The sequence below is a fragment of the Brucella gallinifaecis genome (assembly GCF_006476605.1).
GTDB classification, from domain to species: Bacteria; Pseudomonadota; Alphaproteobacteria; order Rhizobiales; family Rhizobiaceae; genus Brucella; species Brucella gallinifaecis.
Window position 1 is genome coordinate 79282 of record NZ_ML636802.1, and the last position, 11813, is coordinate 91094.

Consider the following 11813-nt stretch of genomic DNA (forward strand, 5'->3'; position numbering starts at 1 on the left):
AGCACGGGCCAAAACATCTCTGCAAGATAAAGCATTTAAAACTCGCCTGCCAACCGATCCGAAGCACTTAATTTATATACAGCAAAGGCAGCAAAGCCGCTGCTGTCAATCAAATGAGATGAAGAAACGGGGGATGAAAAACATTTCGTGGCAAATCACTATCAAAACTTTACAATATTCGACCTGACCAAGGAAAGACCATAAGGTAACGGTCCATTCAATTCAGTCATAATAGCGTGCAGGCTCTTATCATCTCTGACTTTCCCCTCAACAGAAAGTGCCCCGTCTGAAATTTCAACTTCTGCAACGCTCAGCTTTTTAGCAAGATCAACCGCAAAAAGAACGCGCGCTTCAAATTCTGGCTGCGCACCACGTGCAAGCGCCATCTGATCATCGACCAATCGGCCAGCTCCACCTGATTCCGCTGCACTCATGATTGCATCTCGCATAGAATTATCAGGTATATAACCTGACAGGATAACCCCCTCATCACTTTGGCTAAGTCTGAAAATATAGGGGCTAGCTGCTTCAAGCATAGTTGTCAGATCAGAAAAATCACCGATACCGCGAATATCCTGCACAACCTGAACTGCCGCTTTGTGTGATTCAGGGTCTGGGGCCATGCCTTTCAAGGCGATATCACGGCCATCAATATCAAATCCGGCCCAAGAATAAGGCAAAAGTGCTCGCGCTATCCGCTCACCAATATCAGTTTCGACCCTGTCAGCACCAAACCAGACTGCCAAAGATGTCAATGCGGCAGTCCATGTCAATGTTGGCCAAAACCATTTTAACATAGTCCTGTATCTCCTATGCACGTTATTGCATGGTTCATGAGGCAAAAGTTCTGCTTTAAGCAATCATGCAATGAATAAGCTATATTTCAAATCCAAGACAACAAAAAACCCGACAGCGAAGCTGCCGGGTTTTTCTCAAACCAATCCGTTAGGATTAGAACGAACGCTGGAAGCGAACCATACCCTGCCAAGCGTCCTGGCCCTTGAGAACCGACTTGTCGTCGTTCCACTTGGTGTAGGAAACTTCTGGAGTAATGGTGAAGCCTGGAACGAGCTGGTAAGCTACGTTTGCAGTTGCTGCAAAAGTGCCAGCATCTTCCCATGCAGCCTGGATGTTGAAGGTTGCCTTTTCAGTAGCTACGAACTTCGCACCACCCCAGACAGCCCAATCGCCACCCCAGGTGCCGTAGAAGCTGTTGACCAGGCGAACGCCACGATGAAGCGAGCTGCCATTGCCGATGACCAGATCGTCATTAGCATCATAATAACCGTAAAGATCATTGTTCGACTTGTAGCCGCCCTGTACCCATACGGAGAACTGATCGGTTACGTTTACGTCGAGGCGAACCTTACCAGCCCACTCTTCGTTACGTGCGTCGTAAGCTGCAACACCCACGATCGAACCCCAGCCCTGAGCATATTTCAGACCACCAACAACATTTGGTGTGTAGTCGTCGATGATACCGTAATCGAGGAATACGTCACTCTTGTTGCCCTGTTCAAGAGCGATAATAGCCGAGAAGCCATTACCACCAGTGAAGGTGTAGCTGATTGCATTGGTGCGATAACCACCACCAGGAATCACGTCATCGTTGATAACATCGCCATAGTAACCAGGGAAAGTTACGAAAGCAGATTCATCAAGACCAACGCGCAGACCGCCGAGCTGAATGTAAGCGAAGTTGAGCGAAGTGCCCGAATCGCCGCCATTTTCATAGTTGAAGCGTGTTTCTGTATATGTCTTCAAAGTGCCCAGTTCGGTTTCCGAAGCGGTCGAAGTGCGCAGTGTGAAACGTGTCAGGAAGTTGTAGGTGTCGCGGTCTTTACCCTTGTCCGTAAACTTGAAACCACCACCTTCAACAGCGGTAATACCACCGCCACGGTAATAAACGTCGTCGCCGCCCTTGATGTCAGCGCGAACATAGCCGTGGATGCGCAGGCAGGTTTCTGTGCCTGGGATATAGAAGTAGCCAGCGCCGTAAGCATCGCAAACGCGGACATATTCAACTGCTTCTGGCTCTGGAGCGACGATAGCGTCTGCTGCCTGAGCGCCGGTAGCTGCAACGAAAGCTGCAGCGGAGCCGAGGAGAAGGCTCTTAATGTTCATTTCTGACCTCCAGTCAAAGTTAAAAATGGGTCTGGGCATTCTGATTTGGCTGAAGGACAACCTGTCCCCATCCCCTGATGAAAAAGTCGCCCCGAAGCGCTCCTTCTTCTGAAACTGAAGATACTCGCCAAGTTTTTCGATTCAACATAGAATATTGATAACCAGCCTAATTAGCACTCTATCAAAGTGCGCTGTTGCAGAAATGACACGAAATCGCCATCTAGGATTGCATAATTTAGATTGTATTAATGTTTCTAAACGGCAATTAACCAGTCTTAATACTTGAAACCATATATATTTTAGCGATCGACAAGGTCTGGCGTGCGAATCCTATGCTTTTATGCAGGACAAGAGGTCTCGTAGTGTAAACTGTCATTATATTAGCGGACAGAACGGGCGAATCCATATTGAGAACAACTGCTTATTCCCTTCTCAAAAAGACAGGAAATGGCCAGAATCCGTGCTTCTTGAATGATTGCCTACATATAAAATGTGAAATTAACTGTAAAATTTGCTTTTCTGTGCTCAATTCGCTTGAAATGATGAGGCGTACCAGCTATCTCGCCTTCATTGGAGAGGTGGCCGAGTGGTCGAAGGCGCTCCCCTGCTAAGGGAGTAGACCTCATAAGGGTCTCGTGGGTTCGAATCCCATCCTCTCCTCCATTTCGGTATAAAGCCGGTAATATAGATATTTATCCGCTTCCTCTTTTCTCAGCTGTCACATCCATAACAGATGTTATCAGTTTCAGAATACGATTGCATTGTATTCAGTTGCCATACGAATCCTTAACGCGTTCATGTAGATAAATAGCCGAAACTTATCAGTGACGAATAAGAATGCCGCTAGCAGAAACGCCTTGCTACAATAAGCGGGATATATGAAGCATGCGCGATCTACTCAAACGCGCCCTATTATTTTAACGCAACCCTCAACAATGCCTCTAATGTTGAATGCCGATAGCGAATGTAAATACGGGGTATGCCAAATACATCATCGTCTGGTTTCGCTCGTCTACTAATCGTTGTTGTAGCACTGGTATATCCGGACTCACGAGCGATCTGCCTGTGTATTTGTTCGTTACCGCCATATGGATAGCAAAAGCTAGAGACTTCTGACCCCACCATATCTTCCAAAGCACCCTTGCACTCCGAAATTTGACGATGCGCATCAGCAAAGGGTAGTTGAGGAAGAAGGCAATGATCTAAAGTATGCGCTCCGACCTCATGCCCCAAGCTATCCCATTCCCGCAATTGAGCGACATTCATGCACGGCGATAGTGGTATGTTTTCTTTTTCGTCCCAGACATTGCTGCCTCCAACTTGATTTGCCACGAAATAATTAGTGGCGGTAAATCCCACTTCAGCTAATGCTGGCGCTGCATTCTCTAGCGTATTCAAGAAACCATCATCAAACGTGATTACAACGACCTTACCTTTCTTTTCGCCTCTTAAATAAGGCCAGGCATCACGCACAGAAAGCCCTTTGTACCCCAATCCTTTCAACCACCTCATCTGAGATCGAAAGCTTCTCGGATGAACAAAAAGACCTTTATACGGGACTTTTGGATCAGGGAGTTCAGCAATCTGGTGATAAAGAAGCACAGGTACTGACATTATTCGCCATCTTTAGATAAGAAATTAAGGATCGGGGGCACATTTATGAAATGCTATATTATTAATCTTGACCGCGCACCAGAACGAATGAAACGTATGTCTGATCTACTAAGATCACATTCAACGGATTTCATTCGTTGTGCCGCTATTAATGGTGAGCATTTTACAGAAAGTGAAATGCTTCTATACAGAAGCAGACAAAACCAGAGCAAGCCTTTGACGGCTGGTGAAATTGCTTGTTCAGAATCGCATTTATCAGCTTACAGGCAAATAATAGCAGGCACAGATGAATATGCCGTTATAATGGAGGATGATTTACATCTGTCCAATGATGTAGGCAACTTCCTTAATTCCACTGACTGGATTCCCGAGGGAGCGGAAATCATCAAGCTTGAGACAGTTGATGAACCAACCCTCGTTTCAACCGATGTAATCAATACAAAAAACAATCGGAAATTATGTCGTCTATATTACAAGCACTGGGGTTCAGGGGCTTATGTCATTAGCAAAAGCGCAGCCAAAACAATGCTTGATAAATATTGTCCCGGCTCAATCCCGATTGACGATTATCTTTTCGATCCAAGCGTAACCTCATTTTCATTATGGCAGCTTCAACCTGCTATTGCTGTTCAAGACGTCATTTTGATGCGTAACAGCGGAACCGATATCGGTTTTTTAGAAAGTGAAATTGAATTGGAACGGAAAAAACAAATCCGATTGAAGCATTCGAAAATTAGTGTGCCTGCACTTATCAAAAGAGAAACCATGCGGCTAATTCGCAAAAACAGCAAACGTATTATTTTTTTATGGGGTATTCATATTTCAAAGAAAATTACACGTACCAAGATACCATTTAGAATGTAAAAAAATGAGAAATGAAAACCATATATCAATTCAATAAATTCAAAGAATAATAGAATATACCTTTATTACTGAAGGCCTATTACCCTTTCCACTGGTTCGTCATCAAGTTTAAAACTTCTACCGTCAACGGCTTCCCTTCTCCTGAAACCAAGAATGCACAACAGGAAGTTCAGCGACCCCATGATGCAGTACCTTGTACCTCATCATGTAAGGGTCAGGACCCTACATTATTCAGTCCATATCACTGATTGAGATACACTGAACCGGATGAGGAAATCTGATCATGATCAGATTTCCGAGTAAAACACTTAGCTGACAGAAATCAGTCGCTTTATTCCACAAGATAAAGAGGCATTTCAAGTTTCGCTTGAATCAGGATAAATAGACTTAGCTATAGTTTTACACACATATCAATCCGAAAACCGGCTATTACTTTTCGGATTGTGCTCTAATTGACCGGAATAATAAATGGTATCGCCTCGCCTCACCCCGCTTGTAGAAAGCCTCCCCTCCACGGTTCCTTTCGTTGGTCCTGAAACACTCGAACTTCAGCGCGGAAGACCTTTCCTTGCACGTATTGGTGCAAATGAAAGCAGTTTTGGCCCTGCTCCTTCTGTCATTGCGGCGATACAACAAGAAGCCTCCGAAGTCTGGAAATATGGTGATCCTGAAAACCATGAACTGCGCAATGCAATTGCCGCTCATCACGGAGTAGAACCGGAAAATATAATGCCCGGTGCAGGTGTCGATGCTCTGTTGGGCCTCGTTGTTCGGCAATATGTTCAGCAGGGCGACAAGGTCATCAACTCCCTTGGGGGCTATCCCACCTTCAACTATCACGTTGCGGGCTTTGGCGGTGCTTTGCTGACAGTGCCTTACAAACAGGATAAACCTGATCTCGATGCTCTGATTGAAAAAGCGCAAACGGAAAATCCGGCTCTGCTTTACATTGCAAACCCGGACAACCCGATGGGTACATGGCACGAAGGCTCGGATATTCAGTCATTTATTGAGCGCATACCTGAAACCACTATGCTCATTCTCGATGAAGCCTATTGCGAGACTGGCCCTGCATCTGCTTTTCCGCCATTTGATCCGGAGCGTCCCAATCTGCTTCGGATGCGCACTTTCTCAAAAGCCTACGGGCTGGCCGGAATCCGTGTCGGCTATGTGCTGGGAAATCGAAATGCGATCAACGCATTTAACAAGATTCGCGATCATTTTGCTGTTAACCGCCTCGCACAGGCAGCCGCTATCGCAGCCCTGAAGGATCAGGATTATCTGCACGAAACCGTCGCCAAGATTCACACTGGGCGTGACCGCATTGCAAAAATCGCTGAACGGCATGGTCTGAAGCCTATTCCTTCGGCTACCAACTTCGTGACGATTGACTGTGGTCATGGTGGCAGCTTTGCAAATGCCGTTCTGAATAGCCTGATAGAGCAAGATATTTTCGTCCGAAAACCCGGCGTTGCCGTTCTTGATCGCTGCATTCGGGTGAGCGTTGGCGTGAGCGAACAATTGGACAAGTTTGAGGCTGCACTTCCAGAAGCACTTCTGAACGCGCAAAAAAGCCTTTAGCTGCTTGCTCCAGGCACATATTGATCCAAAAGCTGCATCATAGTTTCAGTCGATGCCCAGTCAGTTCAACGCATTTTCTACCCAGCTGCGGAGAAAACCATGTCAAAACAACTCTATACACCAACACGCAATCCATTGTTTGGCACACTTGCTGGACTTTGCGGCGCTCTGGCAATTGCAGCCTATGTCGGCGCGGCTCATGGGACTGAGAATCACTTAGGCGCAATAGCACCAATCCTGCTTGGTCATGCGCCTGCCTTGTTAATTCTGTCATTGATTGTTCCCAACAGTCGCGTAGCAACTATTGGTGGCGCCATACTTGTTGCAGGACTGATATTATTCTGTGGCGACCTTTATATGCGCGATATAGCGGGAAGCAGACTGTTTCCCATGGCGGCGCCAACAGGTGGAAGCCTGATGATTCTGGGCTGGCTTGTTATCGGAGTAAGCAGCTGGTTCAAACAAAGCTGATTGTCAGGCTTTTAAAGCGCTTGTTGATCTGATTGAATCAGATCAACACTCTAAAATCTTTTAGCTTGAAGCATAATCCTGGCAACCCTAATTGCACGCCGATAGGGTCAGGACTTATGCTCTAAAAAAAGAGCCTTGCAAATCTGCAAGGCTCTTTTCTCTAAAACGGAATAAGTTCAAACCGACTCATAGGCCGCCTCAGATTTGAGATTATGAATTGCCCTTGAGACGGGCATTGCACAGACTGTAGTAGCCGCCGCCCTTCTGCACCCATTTAAGATTACCAAGAGCATTGGCATTTTTCAGAGCATGATACTGCTCAAGGCAGGTATGCATACGGGCCTTGCCTGGCGACTCGTTAGAGAATTTGGCCGATATGGCTGACGGAAATTTCATGCCTCTTGGGGCTGCAACAGTAGGCGCTGCCGGCTCTGAGTTGCCATCTGTAGTCAGTGCCACAGGATCGGCTCCCGGACCACATTCCGTCTTACGGAAATCATTCCATTTTGCACCGCCATCTGCGCCGGCATCTTTCGCTGCCTGATATTTGGCGCTGCATTGCTGCATGGTAAGCCCTTTGGCTGCAGCATCAGAAGAAGCTGTATTTTTCGCAGGTGCGGCAGCTTTCTTTGCAGGGGTCGCAGGTGCAACAGGTGTCGCAGCCGAATCGTCTGCGCATTGGGTTTTACGGAAATCATTCCATTTTACATTTCCCAATGTGCCAGCATCTTTCGCTGCCTGATACTTGACGCTGCACTCTTTCATGGTCAACGCACTCGCCTGCGTCGAAAAAACAAAGGCCGAGGCGCCTAAAATCAGCGCAGTCCCAGCCATAGCTGCAATGGTACGAATAGACATCTCGTAGCTCCTATCGGATATAGACTATTAATTCCGGTGCTTTGTTAACTCTTATGTCGCTTGAGGCGACCAATCACAACATCAGATTTGCTTTACAAGCCCTTATGTTCTCTGGATTTTACATTCGGCATTGATTTTGGTACCCGGCCAGTTGACTGTCAATTGCTCTGTTAATATTACCATTGTCTATAATGCAAAAATTCTAACTATCATTCTTCAAAAGTTACTGTGTATTTTTACAATGAAAGTAGATCTACAGTAATTATAAATCCGTGTCTCAATATTATTGAAACAGAGTTAAAATCCAAGGTTTATGAATATGCTGAAAAGAGTCATGATATTTGGCGGAGCGGGTTCAGGAAAGTCTACTCTAGCCCGTACTCTTGGCAAAATAACCGGATTACCCGTCATACATATCGACACTATCTACTGGCTGCCTGACTGGACAATGCGACCACGCGATGAGATTGGACAGCTTACAGAGCAAATCGCAGATAGCGATGAATGGATATTTGAAGGCAATCACAGCGAAACAATGGCCTATCGCGCAGCACGCGCTGAGATGCTTATTTTTCTGGATATTTCAACACCAAGGCGTCTTTGGCGAATCCTCCGACGAACATTTCGCTACTATGGCAAATCACGTCCTGACATGGCAGAGGGTTGCACAGAACGACTGGATTGGGAATTTCTCAAATTCGCAGCAAATTATCGCAAAAATGGCCGTATTCGTGCACTTGCCTTCATGGAAAAGGCGCCAGCACATCTAGAAAAGCACCATTTGCGCAATCCGGCTGAGGTAAAGCGGTTTCTTGCGAAAATACAGCGCGAAATAATCCAAAACAATCCGACTGCATAAGCGCGATAAAATCGAAAAACAGAACGTAAAATAACAATATTACCAGCAGTGCAGCTCTATGGGCATGATGCTATATTAATAGAGCTTCATAGGGTCAGGCCCCTGAGCAAAATGCCAGAGGTCGCTCTGGTCATTTAAACAATTTGTTCGATTTTCGCAGATTCGGAGTTGATCGTGGCAGACAGCGTATCCCCGCTTGCCGGTGCAACAAGTCTCATTACGCCTGATCGCCATCATCTTTATGAAGATGCGATAGCGATGTTGATTGGCACTTCATTCATTGCATTGGGCATCACGCTTTACAGTCAAGCCACACTCATGACGGGCAGCACCGCTGGCATTGCACTGCTTGTCCAATACGCTACTGGCATTGGCTTTGGGACACTCTATTTCCTGATTAATCTGCCATTCTATTATTTTGCAGCCAAGCGGATGGGCTGGGCATTTACAATCAGGACATTCATTGCTGTCGCACTGATGTCTTTCTTTGCCAAAATTATACCTATGTGCGTTGATTTCAGCTCTATCAATCCGCTGTTTGCAGCGCTGATGGGCGGAACTCTTGTAGGAATGGGCGTATTGGCGCTTTTCCGTCACCGCTCTGGCGTAGGTGGTGTTAACATTCTGGCGCTTTATTTGCAGGACTCATATGGTATTCGCGCTGGCTGGTTCCAGCTCGCGCTTGACATGATTATCATGCTTGGTTCGCTGTTCTTCATTCCATGGCAAAATATGCTTCTATCGCTGGCAGGCGCTGTCGCAATGAATGTCATTATTGCAATCAATCATAAGCCCGGTCGCTATCTTGGAATAAGCTAGGGGCAATCTGGCCTAGGGCCAATCGACATTCATGTTTTGAGGCGTGGTATGGACGAAAATTGTCCAGTTTCAGGAGCGAAACCGAAGGTGGAGTGTCGCTCCATCGAGGTTTAGCGACGCCAAAATGGGCAATTTGCGCCATATCCCTTTGGGACGTGGCGGATTTTGTCCCTGAATGCGTCGAAAAGCCCTCATGGTGTTCACACCACCTCGGCCTTTTCTTCTGTTCTGCGACAAAATCCGGCTCACGCCCCGCCCGAAAAATGAATGTCGATTGGCCCTAGTGCGCGGTCATCCATTCACGGGCACCACGAAGTGCTGCGGCAAGCTCGCTCTTTGTCATGGTTGCAGCAACCTGATTGCGCATACGCTCAGCCTTCTGATTGCCCCGAATAGCCGCGATATTGAGCCATTTATGTGCTTCAATAACATCGATCTCACAATCCCGGCCTACAGCGTATTTCAAGCCCATTTCCAATAAAATGCGGTCTTGCGTTCCCGCCTGGTTCTGCTGCGTCATGCTCTGAAACTGTGTCATTTTTTTATCCCTGTTAAATCCCGAGAACCGTCCGTTCTTTGTTTCCAGAACTGGCTATTCACCGCTCTGGAACTGTCGGATCTGTCATTCCGTTCATGGTCTTGAGATTAGGCGAGAGAATTAAAATGCACGTTAAACCAGATGCTTAACAAGGCGACAACAAAATCCAAACAAGGTGTAAATTTGGGATTTTGTTAAACATGCAAGCTTAGCGAATTACAGCATTTTTCTAAAAACCCCGCTTTTTCATCCACAGCTCCCGGAAACCAAATGATAACCATGGTGCAAATAGGCTCAATGAAAGCCAGCCGGACCGCGCCTTCAATTATCCCTCTTTCGCTTTGAGTGAAATTCGATTACGTTTACGTTTGCGTAAGTTTTCTGCAAGGCGCATTGCCTTGCCGCATTTTGGGAGGAATGCATGATCCGCAATTTAATGATGGGACTGACTGCTGCCGTTGCACTGACGGCCAGCCTTGCCCTACCCGCCTTTGCTGAAGAAGCCATTGTCGGCACATGGAAGCGGCCAAACGGAACGATTATCAGCTATGCGGCCTGTGGTGGCGGCAAATATTGCGGCACGGTTCAGACCGGCGAATATAAGGGCAAATCAATCGGCACCATGTCGGGAAAAAACGGCAGCTATAAAGGTGAGGTCAACAAGCTTGATGAAGGCAAGACCTATACTGGCAAAGCCAGCGTCAAAGGCAATACGCTTTCGCTTTCTGGCTGCGTGATGGGTGGATTGATCTGCAAAAGTGAAAGCCTGACCCGACAGTAGGAAAAAATATAAAGGCGGCCTGTCAGCCGCCTTTTACTATTATCGCGCTTTTTGGCCAAAGAGCACTTTCTGCTCTTCTTCCTTGTTTGCATGCGCCATTGCATGTTCACGCTCTTCCTTGCCAACCGCAAGACCGCGCTGCACAGCAGGCCGTGCGTTCATGATCTCATGCCAGCGCTTGAGATTGGGAAAATCTTCCAGTTTCTGATCGTAATTCTTATAAGCGTTAACCCAGCCGATGCTCGCCATATCAGCAATAGAATATTCGCCTGTAATATAGTCCTTGCCTTCAAGCTGGCGGTTGAGAACACCATAAAGGCGATTGACCTCATTGGTGTAACGATCAATGCCATATTGTACTTTTTCAGGCGCATAAATGCGAAAATGGCCTGCCTGACCCGACATGGGACCAAGTCCAGCCATCTGCCACATCAGCCATTCATCGACAGCGACGCGCTTTCGTTCATCGGCTGGATAGAACTGGCCAAATTTACGACCGAGATATTGAAGAATTGCACCAGATTCAAAAACCGAAATCGGCTCACCGCCCGGCCCTTCCGGGTCAATAATCGCAGGCATACGATTATTGGGGGCAATTTTAAGAAAATCCGGCTCAAACTGATCGCCCTTGCCGATATTCACATATTTGACTTCATAGGGAACACCCAGCTCCTCCAGCATAATGCTGACCTTGAAACCATTTGGTGTCGGCCAATAGTAAAGCTCGATGGGGTTTGACTGATCAACCATGGGTATTTACCTCCCGCTTTTTTGGCTTTGTCGGTATTTTCAATGCGAGCTAACATAAGCGCTGTTGAGCCCGGCACAAGGGTAAACAAGGGCGAAGCGATCACGTTAATGAAACATCAATATTCTTGAACGCCGGATGAATGCTCCTCTCAGGAACAGTTCAGGTGACACCATTAAATTCAGGCTTATAGAGCAAAAGATTTTGAGCCGGAGAAAATATGCTGCTGTGGCGTGTCACTATTGTCTGTTTAATGATTGCAGGTCTGACGATCATCGCCAGTCTTTTTGTTGAGCGCAAATATGATGTTTATCATAATCAACCAGTCATTAGCATGATCACGCCAATGGATATCAAACAGGCGGATGGAGGTGAAAGACCATGACCTCTTCTTTCCGCAATTCAGCATTCATTGCGCTTCGTGTCCTGCTTTTCACTGCCATCTTCACAGGCCCTGCTGCAACCTTCGCCTACACCCAGATCGGGCAAAAATCGGAAATGAGCGGTATCGGTCTGGTACTTTATGTAAGCCTGCAACGTAGTTCGTAAACAGGAA

General features: G+C 46.7%; 14 protein-coding genes and 1 tRNA gene. 9 read left to right on the top strand and 6 right to left on the bottom strand.

Features of this window, described 5'->3' with window-relative positions; all coding sequences use genetic code 11:
• Positions 1 to 161: 161 nt before the first annotated feature.
• Together FHY56_RS04990 and FHY56_RS04995 are read right to left on the bottom strand one after the other, a co-directional pair.
• The gene (locus tag FHY56_RS04990; protein WP_140904082.1) at positions 162 to 797 is read right to left on the bottom strand and encodes a hypothetical protein; all 636 of its coding nucleotides are present in this window, start codon (positions 795 to 797) and stop codon (positions 162 to 164) included.
• Between the two features lie 154 nt (positions 798 to 951).
• Positions 952 to 2124: a porin gene (locus FHY56_RS04995; protein WP_140904083.1), complete on the bottom strand. Its 1173-nt coding sequence runs from the start codon at positions 2122 to 2124 to the stop codon at positions 952 to 954.
• A 572-nt stretch (positions 2125 to 2696) separates the two neighbouring features.
• On the opposite strand from FHY56_RS04995, the gene FHY56_RS05000 reads away from it, so the two are divergent.
• Positions 2697 to 2787, top strand: a tRNA-Ser gene (locus FHY56_RS05000).
• Between the two features lie 249 nt (positions 2788 to 3036).
• Here the strand turns inward: FHY56_RS05000 and FHY56_RS05005 are convergent.
• Positions 3037 to 3738, bottom strand: a complete 702-nt coding sequence (locus FHY56_RS05005; RefSeq protein ID WP_140904084.1) for a polysaccharide deacetylase family protein — start codon at positions 3736 to 3738, stop codon at positions 3037 to 3039.
• Between the two features lie 45 nt (positions 3739 to 3783).
• Here FHY56_RS05005 and FHY56_RS05010 point away from each other — a divergent pair, with 45 nt between their 5' ends.
• The 3 genes from FHY56_RS05010 (at position 3784) to FHY56_RS05020 (ending at position 6654) form a co-directional block, all read left to right on the top strand.
• Positions 3784 to 4602 (top strand): glycosyltransferase family 25 protein, encoded by an 819-nt coding sequence (locus FHY56_RS05010; RefSeq protein WP_140904085.1) that lies wholly within the window; start codon positions 3784 to 3786, stop codon positions 4600 to 4602.
• Between the two features lie 468 nt (positions 4603 to 5070).
• Complete coding sequence (locus FHY56_RS05015) at positions 5071 to 6183, top strand: pyridoxal phosphate-dependent aminotransferase (RefSeq protein ID WP_140904086.1); 1113 nt, start codon at positions 5071 to 5073, stop codon at positions 6181 to 6183.
• A gap of 99 nt (positions 6184 to 6282) precedes the next feature.
• Positions 6283 to 6654: a DUF423 domain-containing protein gene (locus FHY56_RS05020; protein ID WP_140904087.1), complete on the top strand. Its 372-nt coding sequence runs from the start codon at positions 6283 to 6285 to the stop codon at positions 6652 to 6654.
• A 210-nt stretch (positions 6655 to 6864) separates the two neighbouring features.
• Here FHY56_RS05020 and FHY56_RS05025 read toward each other — a convergent pair whose 3' ends face one another.
• Positions 6865 to 7512 carry an antifreeze protein gene (locus tag FHY56_RS05025; protein ID WP_140904088.1) on the bottom strand — a complete coding sequence of 216 codons (648 nt, stop codon included), beginning with the start codon at positions 7510 to 7512 and terminating at the stop codon, positions 6865 to 6867.
• Positions 7513 to 7831: 319 nt separating this feature from the next.
• On the opposite strand from FHY56_RS05025, the gene FHY56_RS05030 reads away from it, so the two are divergent.
• Positions 7832 to 8371 (top strand): P-loop NTPase family protein, encoded by a 540-nt coding sequence (locus FHY56_RS05030; RefSeq protein ID WP_140904089.1) that lies wholly within the window; start codon positions 7832 to 7834, stop codon positions 8369 to 8371.
• 258 nt (positions 8372 to 8629) lie between these two features.
• Positions 8630 to 9190 (top strand): YitT family protein, encoded by a 561-nt coding sequence (locus tag FHY56_RS05035; protein WP_328595370.1) that lies wholly within the window; start codon positions 8630 to 8632, stop codon positions 9188 to 9190.
• 280 nt (positions 9191 to 9470) lie between these two features.
• Here the strand turns inward: FHY56_RS05035 and FHY56_RS05040 are convergent, their stop codons facing one another.
• Complete coding sequence (locus tag FHY56_RS05040) at positions 9471 to 9728, bottom strand: sel1 repeat family protein (RefSeq protein ID WP_140904091.1); 258 nt, start codon at positions 9726 to 9728, stop codon at positions 9471 to 9473.
• A 421-nt stretch (positions 9729 to 10149) separates the two neighbouring features.
• Between FHY56_RS05040 and FHY56_RS05045 the strand changes: the two genes are divergently transcribed.
• On the top strand, positions 10150 to 10509 hold the full coding sequence (locus FHY56_RS05045) for a DUF2147 domain-containing protein (RefSeq protein WP_140904092.1): 360 nt from the start codon (positions 10150 to 10152) through the stop codon (positions 10507 to 10509).
• Positions 10510 to 10548: 39 nt separating this feature from the next.
• Here the strand turns inward: FHY56_RS05045 and FHY56_RS05050 are convergent, their stop codons facing one another.
• Positions 10549 to 11259 (bottom strand): glutathione S-transferase N-terminal domain-containing protein, encoded by a 711-nt coding sequence (locus FHY56_RS05050; protein ID WP_140904093.1) that lies wholly within the window; start codon positions 11257 to 11259, stop codon positions 10549 to 10551.
• Positions 11260 to 11477: 218 nt separating this feature from the next.
• Here FHY56_RS05050 and FHY56_RS17885 point away from each other — a divergent pair, with 218 nt between their 5' ends.
• Complete coding sequence (locus tag FHY56_RS17885; protein ID WP_168927588.1) at positions 11478 to 11642, top strand: hypothetical protein; 165 nt, start codon at positions 11478 to 11480, stop codon at positions 11640 to 11642.
• On the top strand, positions 11639 to 11806 hold the full coding sequence (locus FHY56_RS17890) for a hypothetical protein (RefSeq protein ID WP_168927589.1): 168 nt from the start codon (positions 11639 to 11641) through the stop codon (positions 11804 to 11806). Before FHY56_RS17885 ends, FHY56_RS17890 begins: the two co-directional genes overlap by 4 nt.
• Positions 11807 to 11813 lie beyond the last annotated feature (7 nt).